At 64.1% G+C, this 17,268-nt stretch carries 13 protein-coding genes; 10 read left to right on the forward strand and 3 right to left on the reverse strand.

The genetic code is table 11. From position 1 onward, the window contains the following. Window positions 1-2 precede the first annotated feature (2 nt). From EPO41_RS10120 to EPO41_RS10130, 3 genes are all read right to left on the reverse strand, one after another. The gene (locus EPO41_RS10120) at window positions 3-2,768 is read right to left on the reverse strand and encodes a DEAD/DEAH box helicase (RefSeq protein ID WP_296324121.1); all 2,766 of its coding nucleotides are present in this window, start codon (window positions 2,766-2,768) and stop codon (window positions 3-5) included. Window positions 2,769-2,772: 4 nt separating this feature from the next. Continuing rightward, window positions 2,773-7,944 (reverse strand): DEAD/DEAH box helicase, encoded by a 5,172-nt coding sequence (locus EPO41_RS10125; RefSeq protein WP_296324124.1) that lies wholly within the window; start codon window positions 7,942-7,944, stop codon window positions 2,773-2,775. A gap of 178 nt (window positions 7,945-8,122) precedes the next feature. Further along, complete coding sequence (locus tag EPO41_RS10130) at window positions 8,123-9,343, reverse strand: ATP-binding protein (protein ID WP_296324127.1); 1,221 nt, start codon at window positions 9,341-9,343, stop codon at window positions 8,123-8,125. Window positions 9,344-9,606: 263 nt separating this feature from the next. Between EPO41_RS10130 and EPO41_RS10135 the strand changes: the two genes are divergently transcribed. The 10 genes from EPO41_RS10135 (at window position 9,607) to EPO41_RS10180 (ending at window position 17,198) form a co-directional block, all read left to right on the forward strand. Beyond that, complete coding sequence (locus EPO41_RS10135) at window positions 9,607-10,566, forward strand: zincin-like metallopeptidase domain-containing protein (RefSeq protein WP_296324130.1); 960 nt, start codon at window positions 9,607-9,609, stop codon at window positions 10,564-10,566. Beyond that, the gene (locus EPO41_RS10140; RefSeq protein WP_296324131.1) at window positions 10,566-11,513 is read left to right on the forward strand and encodes a hypothetical protein; all 948 of its coding nucleotides are present in this window, start codon (window positions 10,566-10,568) and stop codon (window positions 11,511-11,513) included. Before EPO41_RS10135 ends, EPO41_RS10140 begins: the two co-directional genes overlap by 1 nt. A gap of 167 nt (window positions 11,514-11,680) precedes the next feature. Continuing rightward, on the forward strand, window positions 11,681-13,813 hold the full coding sequence (locus tag EPO41_RS10145) for a ParB/RepB/Spo0J family partition protein (protein WP_296324134.1): 2,133 nt from the start codon (window positions 11,681-11,683) through the stop codon (window positions 13,811-13,813). A 100-nt stretch (window positions 13,814-13,913) separates the two neighbouring features. Further along, window positions 13,914-14,393, forward strand: coding sequence for a DUF6878 family protein (locus tag EPO41_RS10150; protein ID WP_296324136.1), 480 nt, complete (start codon window positions 13,914-13,916; stop codon window positions 14,391-14,393). A 9-nt stretch (window positions 14,394-14,402) separates the two neighbouring features. Beyond that, complete coding sequence (locus EPO41_RS10155; RefSeq protein ID WP_296324139.1) at window positions 14,403-14,822, forward strand: hypothetical protein; 420 nt, start codon at window positions 14,403-14,405, stop codon at window positions 14,820-14,822. 85 nt (window positions 14,823-14,907) lie between these two features. Continuing rightward, window positions 14,908-15,324, forward strand: coding sequence for a hypothetical protein (locus EPO41_RS10160; protein WP_296324142.1), 417 nt, complete (start codon window positions 14,908-14,910; stop codon window positions 15,322-15,324). After that, entirely contained in the window at window positions 15,321-15,593 is a 273-nt protein-coding gene (locus tag EPO41_RS10165) for a hypothetical protein (protein ID WP_296324145.1), read from the forward strand. The genes EPO41_RS10160 and EPO41_RS10165 overlap by 4 nt, the downstream gene beginning before the upstream one ends. Before the next feature lie 71 nt (window positions 15,594-15,664). After that, window positions 15,665-16,075 (forward strand): hypothetical protein, encoded by a 411-nt coding sequence (locus EPO41_RS10170; protein ID WP_296324148.1) that lies wholly within the window; start codon window positions 15,665-15,667, stop codon window positions 16,073-16,075. Beyond that, window positions 16,068-16,712, forward strand: coding sequence for an antitoxin of toxin-antitoxin stability system (locus EPO41_RS10175; RefSeq protein ID WP_296324151.1), 645 nt, complete (start codon window positions 16,068-16,070; stop codon window positions 16,710-16,712). The genes EPO41_RS10170 and EPO41_RS10175 overlap by 8 nt, the downstream gene beginning before the upstream one ends. A 177-nt stretch (window positions 16,713-16,889) precedes the next feature. Further along, window positions 16,890-17,198, forward strand: coding sequence for a DUF4326 domain-containing protein (locus tag EPO41_RS10180; RefSeq protein WP_296324154.1), 309 nt, complete (start codon window positions 16,890-16,892; stop codon window positions 17,196-17,198). The last annotated feature ends 70 nt before the right edge of the window (window positions 17,199-17,268 follow it).

The following is a 17,268-nucleotide window of genomic DNA, read 5'->3' on the forward strand; positions in this document are numbered from 1 at the left end:
GCTCAGGCCTCACCCGGCATCAACACGAACAGGCCGATCACGTCCGGCGGAAGCACGGCCTCTACTGTGACGCGCGATGCAGAGCCCGATGCAGCGCGGAGCCGTGCATGGTCCCTCATCAGCTCTTGCGCGCGCGAGCGGACGAATTCGGCGATTTGTCCTTCCAGCAGGCCGGGCAGATCCTCCTTCGCCTTCGCGATGAACCTGTCGCGTGCGACGGGCGCCAAATCGGCCATCGCCGGTGCATTCAGCAGTTCCCGGGCGGCCTCGCCAACCGCCACGATCCGAACGCCCTCGATCGCCACGAGCGCCGCCTCCTCGGCTAGCAGCAACCGTTCCTTGCGGGCATGGACGGTCAGCTTGAAGCGGACACGGAGCAGGGCAACGCGAGTCATTTGCTGCGCGGCGGCGGTCGGCCAGGCGCCGACCCGGCCTATGCCGAGACCTGACAGGGTCTCGGGATCAAGCGAAGCCTCGACCAGCGCTTCGGCAAGCGTGGCCGTCAGGGGATGAGTCCTGGTCAGCAGCGCCGTGCCCGAGGGCGCTGGCTCAGCCGTCGCCAGACGCACCGATCCGGTCAAATCGTGCCCAGCCAAACGCTCGCGCAAGCCGGCTTCGAGCGCATCGACATGAGCCAAGAGCACCGCTTTCCGAGCTTCAAGGGGCACACCGAAGCGCGACATCGCTCTTTCTACGAAAAGTCTCGCATCCGCCGGAGAACCGAGCAGCGTCCGGACCTTCTCCCATTCGGGGGCGACTTCTTGCGGCTTCATCGCGTTCTGAGCGAAACGCGCTCGGGATTTCTTCTCGTTCTCGGCGGCGTCGCGCCACCGGGCCTCCATGACCTTGGCGCCGTCATCGAGGCGCAGATCGAGCGTGAGTTGGCGGGGCACGCCTCGGCGCAACATCACCGACGCCATCAGTGCGTCCGTCACTGGCCCCCGTTCTTCGGGGAGCGGTACGGTCACACCGGTCGCCTTGCGGATCTCTTCGGCCTTGCGAAGGATGACATCGAGTACGGCGCCGTCGATCGCGCTGTCCGGCGAGAACATCATGATCGACCAGACAAGCTCTGCTGGCTGACCGAAGCGATCGACCCGTCCCTCGCGTTGCTGATGCCGGGTCGGATTCCACGACAAATCGTAGTGGACGACTGTGTCGAAGAGCTGCTGCAGGTTGATCCCTTCGGACAGGCAGTCGGTAGCGACGAGGATGCGCTGGACCTGTTTTTCCTCGTCCGCCGGCGCCATGTCGGCCACGCGGTCGCGGCGCTCGTCGGGCGTAAGAACACCCGTCACGGCTTCAACGATTAGCTTTGGGAAGGCCTTGCGCAGGCCATCACGGACATGTTCAGCCGTCGCCAGATAGCGACAGAAAACGACGGGATTGGCGCCCTTCTTGATGAGAGGGGTCAAAGCATCGACCAAAGCGGTCAGCTTTGGATCGGGTTTGCCGGCCAGTTCCTGGGCGCGCTCGACCAGGGCAAGAAGCTCCGGATCGACGTCGAAGGCTGTACCCGGTTCGATATCGACGGCGTCCTCGTCGTCGCTGTCCTCGTCATAGATTTGCGGCTCGAGGCGGTCGCTCTCGCTCGACATACGGTTCCGCAGCGCGCTCATAGCCGCGGCCGGCGAAGAACCAACACAACGCATCAGGGCCAGCGTGCCCCAGAAGGCCAAGCGTCGCTCCCGCTGTCCGGATCCCGCTCGGGAAACGATGCCGAGGCAGTAATCGAGCACGGCTTCCTGGAATTCGAGGTGGGCCTGAGAAAGACGATAGGGAAATTCCGTCGTCTCATGCTTCGGGAAAGCGCGATCTTCGTCCCAATCCCCCGAGACGAGATCGATCCGGCGCCGCTGCACGAAGTGCCGCGCCAGACGATCCCGGTAGCGAGCGTCCTCGAAGTTCATCGATGTAAATGATGGCTCGACCAGGGAGAGAAGGCGCCCGAAGGCTTCTTCATCCCCGGAATGCGGCGTCGCGGTCAGAAGGATCATCCGCCGATCCGGATTCCGGGCCAGCCCTAACAGAAGCTCAAAGCGCTGCTGCCGACCCTGGTGCGTGCCTACGCAGGCATGCGCCTCATCGACGATAACGAAATCCGGGCAAGCGCGTGCGAAACTCTCCCGGCGCTTCTCTGCCTTGATGTAGTCGAGGCTGACGACCGTGAAGGGATAAGCATTGAACAAGGTCTGAGCGAGTGGCAGGCCGCGTTCCAGCCTGCTCGCCGTACCCGACGTGACCGCGACAGCTTCGATCCCGAAGCGCGCTTTCAGCTCTCCCACCCACTGTTCGACGAGATGTGGCGGGCAGAGCACCGAGAACGCATCCGCCTCGCCCCGATCCATCAGCTCGCGCAAGATCAGGCCAGCCTCGATCGTCTTACCGATACCAACATCGTCCGCGATGAGCAGGCGCGGCACTGCCAGGCGAAGGGCCATCAGCAAGGGGACAAGCTGGTATGTCCGAGGTTCGAAGGCGAGTTGCGCGGCGGACCGGAAAGGACCTGCGCCGCGGCGCAGTGTCAGACCCATCGCATCTGCAAGGAGCGCGGCCTTCGCCTGAACGGTCGCGGCGGCGTCGGCAGGCAGATCGAACCGTGCAGGCTCGACCGGGAGGATCTCAAGCTCCGGATCGAGGACAATCGCGTCGTTCTCGCCGCCCGAGAGTGGGCGGAGCGCCAGAACGCCATCTTGAGGGGACGGCAGCGCGACCCATTCACGCCCACGGGCACGGACCAGATCTCCGGGAGCGAAATTCACTGTCATCAGGTCATCCCCCGAACATCGAGATCATCGAATCGGGCACGCCCGCCGCAACCGCCTCCGGCAACTCGAACAACGTCCAGCCCTTGGCTTCCGCCGCCTCGCGCGTTGCCTCGGTCAGAGGTGTGATGCAAGCGGCGACGAAATGACTGCGCCAGGCGAAGCTCATCTCCTGATTAGAGAAGCTGACAGTGGAGGTGTCGGGAGCTGGAAGCCCCATCTCCTTGAAGGCGCTCGCCCATCCACCACCATCAGCCGACTGGCCCGGCGCGACCGCGAGCACCACCTCGCCCCGCGCTAGATCGATCAGCATCTGCTTTGCTTCGTCGCTCGTTCGGTCGATCAGCTCGTGATCAGGCTGGTTGAAATAGGAGAGCAGACAGCGATAGCACCCGCGGACGCAGGCCTCCCCATCGTGACTGCTGAGCAGTTTGGCATCGCCCGCTGCGATCGCTTCATCGACCTTCTCAAAGTGCATGAGGATCAACGCTTCTCGGGCGACTTTGCCGAGGGCCTGCGGATCCTCGATCAGACGGCTCAACACCCCGGCGCCGCCCTCTGCAGCTTCGTAGGCCAGGACGGCACGGCGATTGTCGCGGGCAGGCAATGGCTCGCCAAGGATCTCGCCCTCTTCCAATTGGAAGACGACCGCAATCCCCCTCATGAGGGCATGCTGAACCGTCGCGATTGTCTTTGGCGCGTAGGCCGTAGGCTCGTTGAAACGGAAAAGCAGCGCGTTCTTGTGGTCGCGGACGATGGGGACGATCCGAACCGGCCTCACGACATCCGGCGGCACATCGACATCTGGATCTTCGTCTTCAGACTTCGACCAGTAGCCGCTGCGCGGGTCGATATAAAAACCGAACTTGGTCTGTTGCGCCCGGCGTTTCAGTCCTTTGTTGATCCGGCTGATTTCGGCGCTGTTGGCATATTGCAGATTGAGGATCGAGGTATCCTCGCAACGGAAGTCGGCCTCGGTGATCTGGACCCGGCCGTCCCGCTTCGGCCAGGAGAAGACGGTCTGAATCTCAAAGCCCTGCCGGACGCGCTCTTCATCATTTGCCGTGATCCGCTCGGTGGGCGCGGCTTCCACATTGTCGATCCGGAGCGTCCTCTGCACCGGCATTTCGCCCGCCATCGGGGCATTGCAGGCGTGGCAGCGCTCGACCTCGCCGTCATGACAGGCGCCGCAGTTCGAGCAGATGAAGATGTCTCGGGTGGCGAGCTCCGAACCGTCTCCCGTTCGGACTTCCGGCGGCAACTTCGCCTTCATGACTCTGTAAGCGCGGCCTTCGTGATAGATCAGGCTGCGCGGACCAAATTCGGAGATTGCCAGGAAACGGGCGCGCTGGAGGAACGAGCCTGTTTTTCCATCTCCAGGAATGAAGGCATAGAGCGGCAGCCGGGGGAAATTATATCCCGGCAGGAAGCCCTCGGTCGCGAGATAGCGGTAGGAATAAAAGTCCGAGCCGTTCGAGGCCTTGCCCTGTTCAAGAATGGTGATCTGGTCGCTCGCCTGCATCTGTGCAGCTTTGATTCGGCGACGGTCGGCTCCCGAGAGGCCTGTGATCTCGGAGCGGGCATTGGCCTCCATCAGCTGCGTCCGGGCTGAATTATAGAGTTCCCGCCAACGATCAAAGGCGCGATCGAATTCCTGCGGCGCCCGCAGGGCGACTGCGGAGACGAAATCATCCGGCTCGCTCATCCAGACCGGCTTTCGGCCATCCACCGAAGCGAGAATTTGGTCGAGAACGCGTTTCATCGGGGAATGCGCCGCGATCGCCAGTTCAGGCCGGTCGATGACGTCGTGGATATCCTGCTTCAGCGGGTAGCCCGTCTGAGTCAGGTCGAGGATCTCCGGGATGTCCGGAGACAGGGCGAGCTTCGTTTCGGCAAGCCAAACGGCATGCAGGTGCGAGCGCACGAGCTCTTCATTGGTGATGTCGAGCGCTGGAGGGCGAACGACGCCAGCCACCATCTCATTGCGCCGTTCGAAGAAGTACTGGTCGTGCGGGGATTGAGCGGCGCAATAAGTCACAATGACGGCGGCCTGTCCGGAACGCCCTGCACGACCGGCGCGCTGGGCATAGTTCGCCGGCGTCGGCGGTACGTTTCTCAGATAGACGGCATTGAGCGCCGAGATGTCGACGCCAAGCTCCATGGTCGGCGAACAGAACAAGGCCGGCAGAAACTGCTCCGACTCGCCTGTCGCTTTAAGCTCGGCGGCATTCTTCGTGAGATTTTCCCGGTCTTCTTTTTCAAATCGGAAGCGCCACTCGCGCCATTCGCGCTGTCTCTGGGACACCTGGGCCGTGTGTTCGCGACCCTCAAGGCCCCAAAAACTGCTCTGGCCAGCTTTCAGATTGGAAGCGATCTCATTGTAGAGCTCATGGAAGTAACGATTTCCCTGCGCCGTGCCCGTCCGGATGGCTTCGCCGGGCACAATACGAACTGCAGACGGTGACAGACGCCAACCCTGCAGATCCGTCTCTATGTCGACGCGCGACACCAACCCTTCACGAGCCAGAAGCTCCATCAGGCCCGTCATCGCCGTCAGGTAGTCTGTCTTGCCAAGCTTGGTCCCGATGACGCTCTTGCGATTGATGAGACGTCCGATACGGGAATTGTGTCCGGCCCGGATGATCGTCTGTTCTTCCCGTAGCCCCACCCGGTCTTTGCCCGGAGCTTGCAGAAACAAGGTCGTGCGGCTTCTCGGTGTCTCCTTTGCGTCGATGGCCCAGGGGGTACGCAGGAGATTTCGAGACTTTTGAGCGACAGCATCGAGGACAGTCAGATCGAGCGCTTCGGTTCCAACGGCCAGGCCATCGAGCATGGCGCCAAGGAGCAGCTTCAGCATCGCCTTTCGCGCGAGCACATCGAGCGTGCCGAATTCCGGCAAGATAGCCGTGAGGCGCTCTATATCTTCCGCGATGTCATCGAGCCCAATAAATGTAACGTCGATGAGCTTGAGCACGGAGAGGCTTGGGTTGGTGTAGCGCCACCCCCGACGCAGATCTGTCCAGAGCCGATGGGCGAGCACCTTCGCGAGGGAGCGCTGGGCGTCCTCGCGAACTACGGCGCCTGCCTCGGGGTCCAACATCCAGTGGATACGTGCGTCCTTGTTGGCCGCAGTGAACCCGAGCGCCTTCACCACCCGAAGACCGAATTCGTCCTCGGCCATGCCATCGTCGCCGGCGTCCAGAACGGCCCGCAGGATCGCGCCGCGCAGGAGGCTGACGAACAGGAAATCATTGAAGTGACCCGCCTGGAGGGCGGCGTCCTGCCGGTTGTCGGTGAAGCCGAGCAGCTTGCGTTTCTCTTTGGGAACGCTGCTGTTGCTCCAGTTCATCCATTCCAGGGCGGTCGAAACGAGTAGTGTCGTGGCCGAGCTGCGGCCCTCACCCGATAGGGCGGCGAGCTTGGTGCGTTCGCGCATGTTGGGATGCGGCTGGTCGAGGCAGCACGGGCAGAAGCCAAACTTGCCCGGTATGAACCAAAATCTCTTCCCCGAAGGATTGTAGCGACCATCCGGGGCCACCGTGATCAGCTGGGGCAGTCTGCGTTTCCTGTTCGCCCGGAGTCGCTCGACGCCATTGCGCTCCTCGCGCCAGTCCTCGGGGTACGTTTCGATCTCGCCTGTAAAGGCGTACTCGGGATCGCCATCGCCTGCGGGGGTCAGGTAGCCGGCGGTCTCTCCCTCTTGATCATCGAGTGGCGCATCATCGATGCCCCTGGGTAGAAACAGAATGCCCTCAGCATCCTCGCTCTTCGTAATGACGTGGACCTCATATCCGCATTCCCGACAAAAGCGGGTAGGATAGAGGCGATGGCCCGGCGCACTGGGATCTTCGAGTTGGCCTTCGAACAGCACGTTCCTCGGCTTTCCAGTCAGCGTGGTGAAAATCTCACCTGCGCCCGAGATGAACTGATGGAGCTTGAACGCCAGGAATGCGCCGGTTCCCGAGCCGCCCCGCTCCGTTTCCGGAAGGCTGATGCGGGTCAGGAATGTCTCAAGGCCGTTTCGACAGGTTTCTACGTCGACGCCGCTATCCTTTGACAGCAGCGCGACTGCCTCTTCAAAAGGGATCGGCTTCTTGCGCTTGAGTTCCTGCGCGTCCTCCAGGCCAATCGCCAGTTCGGTCCACACCGCCAGCGGGTGTTCTTTCAGAACCTCGTCTGTCAGACTATCCGGAAGTGCAGATCTCAGGACCGGCGCAAGCTTCGGCCGCACCTCGTCGAGTTTCAGCAGATCATCCGTCGCCCGTCGAAGCGACTCGTCGATAACCGACTCCGACCCGATAGGCGTGCCGAAAAGGCGCGACGCAACGTCCGCCACAGCCCGCGCACGGTTGGCATCGGATCCTTCGCTCGCCATGGTTGCCGAGGTTCCGATGCAGATTGGCGCCTTGTCCGGCGTGCAGCGATTGCGAAGACGACGAACGAGAATGGCGACATCAGCGCCCTGGCGGCCGCGATAGGTGTGCAGTTCGTCGAGAACAATGAAATCCAGACCGCTTGCGTTCTCTATGACCTTCGTGTCGAGGCTGTCCTGCCGCGTCAGAAGCAGCTCAGCCATCATGAAGTTGGTCAGCAGAATGTCCGGCGGGTCATCAGCAATTCGCTGCCGGTCCCCCTGGCTTTCTTGCCCCGTGTAGCGCCGCACGATCGGCTTGATCTCACTGGGTAGGCCGGATTGGGAGATGAACCTTTCGATCTCCTTGATCTGGCTGTTGGCCAGTGCGTTCATCGGATAAACGATGATGGCGCTGGTTCTGCGCGGCCTCCCCGCCTTCCGTGCGCGGACGATTGCATCGACGACCGGCACAAAGAAGCAGAGCGACTTGCCCGAGCCGGTTCCTGTGGTGACCACATAACTCTGGCCTGCCCGAGCCTTTGCGATCGACTGCGCCTGGTGGCGGTGAAATTGCACGGGCGTCGTTCCAAACCGGAATATTCTCCCAGTCGCTTCGTCAAGATCGCCGGAGGCGACGAGAGCATCGACAGTCGGGCCCTTGAGATATTGAGGGTTTAGGGACAGAAGCGCGCCCGGCCAGAAACGCCCCGCATCGTACTGGCTATTGATCTCGGTCTTCAGGTCATCAGATCGAATGGTGCTGAATGACCGAGAGAAACGGGCATAGGAATCGATAAGACGATGGTCAAATTCGAACGCCTTCATTGCCAGCCTCGCCCCCCAATACTTCTTATTATGCCATAATTGCCATCCCGGCCGGCCTCAGCAATTTGTCGCCCTAAAGGCACAAGAACGCTCTTGGCGAGGGATCGCCGCTCTGAATTGAACTCTGTTGCCAACCGGCTCGTCATTCGCAGTGGATTTTCGGATCGCCCCATGGCGCTCACGCCCACAAACACGACAGGGGTGCCGCCGCTAGCCTATCGCCGAACGGAACGACGTCTGCGCTGTCATAGAGCACGACGCCGAAGGCAAAGCGGTCCCTACACGCCTCGGCGAGCGCCTTTAGGCCCGCGAAATCCCCGGCCTTGACCGTTGCGCTCGCCTTCACTTCGATGCCTGCGATCATCCCGTCATCGCGCTCCAGCACGATGTCCACCTCGCGCATGTCCCGATCCCGAAAATGATGCGGCGTCAGCCGCAGGTCCGAGGCCGTTATGAGCTTCAGCACCTCGGAGAACACGAAGCTCTCCAACAGCGCGCCGAATGTCCCGCGATCCGCCTTCACTCTGTCGAAGGTGAGTCCGCGCACGCTGGCCAGCAGACCGGAATCGAGGAAATGCAGCTTAGGTGTCTTGACGATGCGCTTCAGCGCGTTCGTGAACCAGGGCTGCACAGTCGCGATAAGGAACACCTGCTCAAGCAGCCCGACATAACGCTGTCCCGTCTTATGGCTGACGTCGATGCTGCCACCGAACTGCGAATAATTGACCAACTGGCCGGAGTGCTCGGCCAGCAACCGTACGAATTTAGGAAGCTCCGTCAGCTTCTCGACGTCAGCGATATCCCGCAGATCGCGCGTGAGGACCGACGTGAGATAGGACCTCGACCAGTCCTGCCGCCGCCGCTCGCTATCGCGGCTGATCGCTTCGGGAAAGCCTCCGAGCAGGACGAGTTGGACAAGATCGTCGCCCACGATCGCATCCTGCTGGCTCTGCAGCTTCCCGTCGAAGAGGCGCTCCAGGAAGGTCGGTGTCCGGCCTTCGACCTCGGCCTTCGCCAGCGGTAGCATCTGGATGGTTTCCATCCGGCCGGCCAGGCTGTCGGCGATCCGCGGCAGGGTCAGCACATTCGCCGAGCCGGTGAGCAGAAACCGGCCCGGACGATAGTCCTCGTCGACCGTCTTCTTGATCGCCAACAACAGGTCCGGTGCGCGCTGGATCTCGTCGATAATGGCACGGTCGAGTCCCCGGATGAAACCGGCCGGATCCGACTGGGCGGCCTCGAGCACCGTCTGATCGTCGAGCGTGATATAGGTCCGGCCGATCTCTCCCATCTTCCTGACGAGCGTTGTTTTGCCGGCCCTGCGCGGTCCGACGATCAAGACCACCGGGGTATCCGAAAGGGCTTCCTTTGCCCGCCGCTCCACAAACCGTTCGAACATGCCCACCCCGATCCCCGGACGATTGGAACTATCGCTATCGGCTAATTGGAAGTCAATAGACCGCTGATTGGGAATTAGTGGGCGCGATCTGGAAGGGTACGAGGGGAAAGCCTTCCCCCTGGCCGGCGCCTTGGTCGCCGACACACCCCCTTCTGCGGGGAGGTCCCCACAACGCCCCCTTAGAGTGAGAGTGCGGACCGGGTTCGCCGTGACGGGTTGAGGGCTGGAGGAGAGGCCTCCGGCGCCCGTCGCGGAGACCCGCGATGTCCAGAAAGACCGCTTCAGCGCGCCCCGGCCACGACCGGGCGAGCCTCTATGATGAAATCACCGGCAAGATCATCGCCGAGCTGGACGCCGGCCGCGTCCCTTGGGTCCAGCCCTGGGGGACGGCGGCGGCGAAGGCGCCGCTCGCCATGCCGAAGAACGCCGCCACCGACCGGCGGTATTCGGGGATCAACGTCCTGATCCTCTGGGGCGCGGTGATCGAGCACGGCTTCCCCACCCAGAGCTGGCTCACCTTTCGCCAGGCGCTCTCGCTCGGCGGCCACGTCCGCAAAGGCGAGCGTGGCACGACCGTCGTCTATGCCGACCGCTTCGTACCCGACGATGAAAAGCGACGCGCCCGCGACACCGGCGAGGAAGCCGCCGCGATTCCGTTCCTGAAGCGGTTCACCGTCTTCAACGCCGCCCAGTGCGAGAATCTGCCCGCCGACGTGGCGGCCGTCGCACCACCGCCGCCGCCAGACCTGATCGAGCCGAGGGTCGAGGCGCTGATCCGGGCGATCGGCGTCGACTTCCGCATCGGCGGCAACCGCGCCTTCTACGCGCCGGGCCCGGACTTCGTGATGGTCCCGCCGCCGCAGGCCTATTTCGAGCCGATCAACTGGCACCGCACGGCCCTGCACGAGCTGGGGCACGCCAGCGGCCATCCGTCCCGTCTCGGCCGGGATCTCGGCGGCACGTTCGGCAGCAAGAAATATGCGTTCGAGGAGCTGGTCGCGGAGATGAACGCCGCCTTCTGCTGCGCCTCGCTCGGCATCGTCCCGACCGTGCGCCATGCGGATTATATCGGCTCCTGGCTCGACGTGCTGCGCGAGGACAACCGCGCCGTCGTGCGCGCTGCCTCCCAGGCCAGCAAGGCGGCCGACTGGATTCTCGGCTTCCTCCCTCAGACCGAGAACGCCGCCGCCCAAGCTGCCCCGACAGCGCAGGAGGCGGCGTGATGCTGGACCTCCTCCCATCCGCGGCCGTCAGCGACACGCCTGCGTCAGAGTCGATCCGGCTCCGTGTGCTCAGCCTCGGCGCCGGCGTGCAGTCGACCACGCTCGCGCTAATGGCCGCCCACGGCGAGGTCGGGCCGATGCCCAACTGCGCCATCTTCTCCGACACCGGCTGGGAGCCTGACGCCGTTTACGAGCACCTGACCTGGCTCATGTCGCCCAACGTGCTGCCGTTCCCCATCCACATCGTCTCGGCCGGCAACATCCGCGACAACCTGATCGCCGGAGCACAGGGTGCGCGCTGGGCGTCGATCCCGGCTTTCACCCGCAACGTCACGCCGGCCGGCACGGCCATGCCCGTGTTCGACGAGGGCGACGACGGCGAGATGGTGGCGATCGGCGAGCGCATCCTGCCGACCGATCGCGTCGATGTCGGGATGATCCGCCGCCAATGCACCAAGGACTACAAGATCGTCCCGATCCGGCGGAAGGTACGCGAGCTCGTCGGCCTCACGGGGCGGCGCTCGCCCAAGACGCCGATCGTCGAACAGTGGATCGGCATCTCGCTCGACGAGGCGATCCGCATGAAGCCCTCGTTCGAGGACTGGCAGGTCAATCGCTGGCCGCTGATCGAACAGCGTCTGTCCCGGCGCGACTGCCTGCGCTGGCTCAAACAGCATGATTATCCCATCCCGCCGAAGAGCGCCTGCATCGGCTGTCCCTTTCACTCAGACGCCCATTGGCGCCGGATGCGGGAGGACGACCCCGAGGCCTGGGCCGACGCCATCGCGGTCGATCGCGCCATTCGCACCGGCTTCCGCGGCATTCGCGGCCAACTCTTCCTTCATCGTTCCGCCGTGCCGCTCGATCAGGCCGATCTCTCCAACGCGAACGATCGCGGCCAGCTCGATCTCTGGCCCAACGAATGCGAGGGCATGTGTGGGGTGTGATCTGCCTGAAATCCGGAAAAGCGGGAAGGCGGGCTTCCGCCTCCGGGTCTTTCCGGTTCCTCGGCTTGGCGGCGCGGCTCTCCAAGAGTGAGAGGGCTGCGCCGGTTTTCGTGACGGGTTTCAGTCCGAGAGAGAGGCTCTCGGCGCCCGTTGCGGAGACTACTCCAATGGCTACTGCCGTTCAGAAGATCACCCTGTCGTCCTCGCGCGACATTCCCTTCAACAAGCTGGTGCTGAGCCAGTCCAACGTCCGGCGCGTGAAGGCCGGCGTCTCGATCGAGGAGCTGGCCGAGGACATCGCCCGACGCACGTTGCTCCAGGGCCTCAACGTCCGGCCGGTCCTCGACGCCGAGGGCGGGGAGACCGGCATGTTCGAAATCCCGGCCGGCGGCCGGCGCTACCGGGCGCTCGAGCTGCTGGTGAAGCAGAAGCGCCTGGCCAAGACCGCGCCCGTCCCATGCGTGGTCCGCGATCCCGGCACCGACATCCTCGGCGAGGACGACTCGCTGGCTGAGAACATCCAGCGCGCGCCGCTGCATCCGCTCGACCAGTTCCGCGCTTTCCAGGCTCTGCGTGAGAAGGGGCACTCCGAGGAGGACATCGCCGCCGCCTTCTTCGTCGGCGTGAACGTGGTGAAGCAGCGCCTGCGCCTGGCGTCGGTCTCGCCGACCCTGCTCGACGTCTATGCCGAGGACGGCATGTCGCTCGAGCAGCTCATGGCCTTCACCGTCACCGCCGACCATGCCCGCCAGGAGCAGGTCTGGCAGGCGATCACCGGGTCCTGGTCGAAGGAGCCCTATCAGATCCGCCGCATGCTGACGGAGAAGGCGGTGCGCGCCTCCGACCGGCGGGCAGTGTTCGTCGGGCTTGACGCCTACGAGGCAGCGGGCGGCGTGGTGCTGCGCGACCTGTTCCAGTCCGACGATGGCGGCTGGCTCGAGGACATCGCACTGCTCGACGGCCTGGTCGCCGAGAAGCTGAAGGCCGAGGCCGAAACGATCGCCGCCGAGGGCTGGAGGTGGATCGAGGTCGCCATCGACTTCCCCTATGGCCGCACCCACGGGCTGCGCGCGCTGGAGGGTGTCGCCGCCGATCTCACCACCGAGGAGCAGGCGACGATCGACGCGCTGAACGCCGAATACGCCAAGCTCGAAGCCGAGTATGACGGCGCCGACGAGCTGCCCGACGAGGTGGACGAACGCCTCGGCGAGATCGAAGCGGCGCTCGCCGCCTTCGACCATCGGCCCGTCACCTATGACCTGACCGACATCGCCCGCGCCGGCGTCTTCATCAGCATCGATGCCGAAGGCGCGCTGTCAGTCGACCGCGGCTACGTCCGGCCGGAGGACGAGTCGCCTGTGGGCGAACCGGAGCAGGATGGCGAGGCCGATCCCGCAACGGCCGGGCCGACCCACGCCGATCCCGACACACCCGTGGTTCAGCGCGCCGTCATCACCATCGGCGGCCAGGTCGCCGGGCCGGAGGATGAAGACGACGAGGACCTGAACCCGCTACCGGATCGCTTGGTCACCGAGCTGACGGCCGAGCGGACGCTGGCGCTCCGCGACAAGCTCGCGAACACGCCCGCCGTGGCGTTCCAGGCCGTGCTGCACAAGTTCTGCCTCGACGTCTTCTCCCGCTATTTCTCCCACGGGACTGCGATGGAGGTGTTGGTGCGCAGCGCCAGCTTCCCGGTGCAGGCGCAGGGACTAAAGGACACGCCCGCGGCGAAGGCGATCGACGCGCGCCACAAGAGCTGGGAGGAGCGGCTGCCCAAGGACAAGGCCGATCTCTGGGACTGGCTCACCACCCTCACGGGCGACGAGCAGGCAGTGCTCTTTGCCCATTGCGCCTCCTTCGGGGTCAATGCGCTCTACGAAAAGGGCGACCGGTACGGCGCGGGTGTCTCGTCGCACACCGTCGGGCAGCGCATCGCCGAGGCCGATCGCCTGGCCCAGGCCGTCGATCTCGACATGGTGCAGGCCGGATGGCGTCCGACCGTCGAGAACTATCTCGGCCGGGTGCCCAAGCGCCGCATCCTCGAGGCGGTGCAGGAAGGCGCCGGAGAACGGGCGGCGCAGCTCATCGACCATCTGAAGAAGGGCGACATGGCCAAGGAGGCCGAGCGGCTACTGGCCGACACCGGCTGGCTGCCGGAGCCGCTGCGGATCGCCGCTACGGAGGACACGCCCGTCGAGACCGCTCAAGCCGAAGACGACGGCGAGGCGCTCCCCGAATTCCTCGCCGGCGACGACGAGGAAGCGGAGGCCGAGGCGCTGCAGGTGATCGCGGCCGAGTAGCTCGCGCGCGGGGCGGCTTCGGCCGTCCCGCGTCTCTTTCCCTTCAACCGCCCCGACAGCCCGGCCTTTGCGCCGGGCTTTTTCGTTTCAGGAGACCGTCATGACCGACACATCCGACACCACGCGTCAGCCCGCCGCGCCGCTTTCCGATTGGGAGATGAAGGCGGCTACCCAAGCCAAGCTCGAGGCCGAGCTTTTCACCCTCAACAAGGCCGCGCTGCTTAACGCACTAGCGCTCGCCGGCGTCACCCGCGTCGTCGTCAGCTTCGACGGCTATGGCGATTCCGGCCAGATCGAGAATGTCGAAGCTCAGGCTGGCGACGATCCCGTCATCATGCCGGCCGCAACCATCGAAATCGCCGAGGCCGTCTGGGAGCAAGCCGAACCGAAGCGTTCGTCCGTCAGCATCGCCGAAGCCGTCGAGAGCCTGGCTTATGACGTTCTCGAAAAGACCCATTGCGGCTGGGAAAACAACGACGGCGCTTACGGCGACGTCATCTTCGACGTCGCGGAGGAGACGATCACGCTCGACTACAACGGGCGCTACACCGCCTCCGAAAACCACACTCACACCTTCTGAGAGGCGGCCATGGGACATTGCTATCACCACGCCCTTTCCTCAGTCAGAAAATGGGGCGGCGTCGCGGAAGATTATCTGCCGCTGCACCAATGGTTCGACGAGTCGAAGGCGATCACCGCCGACTTCCGGCATCGGGCGCTGCGGCATCACGCCGAAGGCATCTTCATGCTAGAGCGGTTCTTCGGCCCGACGATCACCATCTTGACGGGCCGCGTCGTGCCTGTGCGCCTGATAGGCGAGCAGCATGTCATCGAGGATCTCGGATTCATTCCGAGCTTCGCCGACTGGGTGCGCTGCATTCGCCCCCAGCCCTGGATGGGTCGCGCGCAGCCGATCCACAAGCTGGTCGATCCCTTCGCCGTGACGTCCGGCGCGAGCACCGACCACGCGTGCGTCGCACTGCCTTCTTTGGATGCCAGCGCCGCCTAGATGCCCCAGCGTCCCTAAGCGGCAACCACCTTCAAACCCCACCCGAGCCCGGCCTTGCCGGGCTTTCGCATGTCTGGAGACCATCATGTCCACGTTCACCATCGAATCCACCTACCGCATTCCGATCTACCGCCAGCGCAGCTACCAAGCCGACACGCTGGCCGAAGCCTGCCGCCTCGCCATCGAAGACGATGACTGGGAGGGGCAGAAGGAGGACTACGAATCCGCCGGTGAGACTTATGTCACAGGTGCCTGGGCGGGCGACGTCCCGCCCTACAGCCTGCCGGCGCTTCCGATCCCTTCGCACTTCACCGAGGAACTACAGCGTAAGGCCGAGCACTTCGAGGTTCTGCTCGGCCTCCTCAAAATCTTTGCGCTCCCTCCCGACGCTGGTCTGGCTGACGAACCGTTCTGGCGTCAGCGGGTCCACGCTGCCATCGCGAAAGCCGAAGCGATCCTCGCCGGAGCGCGAGACCCCGACGGTGATGGAGGCGCGTCATGACCGAATACATCGTCAAGATCGCCTTCTGGCTACGCGCCTTCGATAGCGTCACGCTCGAAGCCGCGACCGACGCCGAAGCTATCGAGAAGGCGAAGGCCGCCGCGCGGACTGCGATGGAATCCATCGCTCACCCCGAGCACATCGACACGGACGAACGGCGCGAGGGCGTCATCGCCTACATCGACCGGCTGATACCAGACGGTCGGGAGGAGGTCATCGAGGACGTCGAATTCGACGACGACCGAATCCGCGATGCGCCCGCCGCCTGACAATCGCTCTCACAATCCACCCCTCGAAGCCCGGCCATCGCGCCGGGCTTTCGCATTTTTAGGAGACTGACATGGCCGACTACTTCACCCATTTCTCGTGCCTTCTCGATGTCGGCACACCCGAGAAAGCAGCTCGCGCTCTCGAACTCTACAACGACGCGCCAGCGGACGATGTCGGGTTCTCCTCGTCCGACGGCTTCCTTCTCTCGTTGGACAACGAGGGCGGATCGCAGCTCTGGATTCGCGACGACGCCACCGGTGATCCCGAACGGGTGATCGAGTTCGTCCTGCTGTGCGCGGAGCAATTCGACCTCAAAGGCTTTTGGGGCTTCGAGTATGCCAACACCTGCTCGAAGCCGCGCCTCGACGCCTTCGGCGGCGGCGCACACGTCATTGATCTCGGCGCCCGCAAAAGCATCGGCTGGGTCAGCACCAACGAATGGCTCGTCGTCGCCCTCGATGGAGGCGACCTCGATGCCTGAGATCGTCGAAATCACCGTCTATCGTCTCGATGAACTCGACGACGCGGCGAAGGATAGGGCACGCGCCTGGTATCGGCACGCCGACTTCGACCATGACTGGTTCGAGTTCGTCTATGACGACTTCGAGCGCGTCTGCGCAATCATCGGCGTCGAGCTTAGAACCAACCCGGTTCGCCTTTACGGCGGCGGCACACGGCAGAAGCCCTGCATTTGGTTTTCCGGCTTCTGGAGTCAGGGCGACGGCGCTTGTTTCGAGGGGCGCTACGGCCATGCGACGGGCGCGCCGAGAGCGATCCGCGATCATGCGCCGAAGGACAATGAGCTTCATCGGATTGCCGATGTCCTGCAGGCGATCCAGCGGCGGAACTTCTACCAGCTCCACGCCACCGTGACGCATCGCGACCGCCATCACCACGAATACAGCATGGCGATCTTGGTCGAACGCGACAGCCCGACCTGGCAGGACATAACCGCCGACGCCGAGGAAACCGTCATCGAGGCGCTGCGCGATCTCGCCCGTTGGCTCTATCGCCAGCTCGAGCGCGAATACGACTACCTGACCTCGGACGAGATCGTCGACGAGGCCATCACCGCCAACGCTTACACCTTCACCGCAGCCGGCCGCCGTTTCGGCTGACGGGTCAGTACCTCGCTCTCCGAACCCTTGTGAGCCGCCCACGATCCTCGGGCGTGTCTTGTCTGGACGCCGCGCGGCGCCGGTCAACGGGCAAGCCGTTTCCGCGCCGGGCGCGTGACCGTCGCCGCTTCACGCCGTCCTTCGCCGAGACCGCCTAACGGATCGGAGGCGGAGCAAATGTGCAAGGTTCTCAACAAGCGGGTGACTGGCGTCCCAGCCGGAGCCATCTATGTCGGCCGCGGCAGCAAATGGGGCAATCCGTTCCGGATCGGCCCCGACGGCGACCGGGCCGCCGTCATCGCAAAGCACGAACGCTGGCTCGCGGATCAGCACCATCTGCTGCGCGCGCTCGACGAGCTGCGCGGTCGCGACCTCGTCTGCTTCTGCGCACCGCTCTCCTGCCACGGCGATCTCCTACGTCGACTGGCTAACGCCAGCCGCGACGAGCGGATTGCGTGGTGGCGCGCCGTGAAGGCGGCGGCGTGATGAGAGGAAGAGGGCGGCCAGGAGGGGTTTGAGCCGGTGCGGTCCGAGAGAGAGCGCCGGCCGGCTCGCC

It is taken from the genome of Reyranella sp. (assembly GCF_004297265.1).
Taxonomy (GTDB): Bacteria; Pseudomonadota; Alphaproteobacteria; order Reyranellales; family Reyranellaceae; genus Reyranella.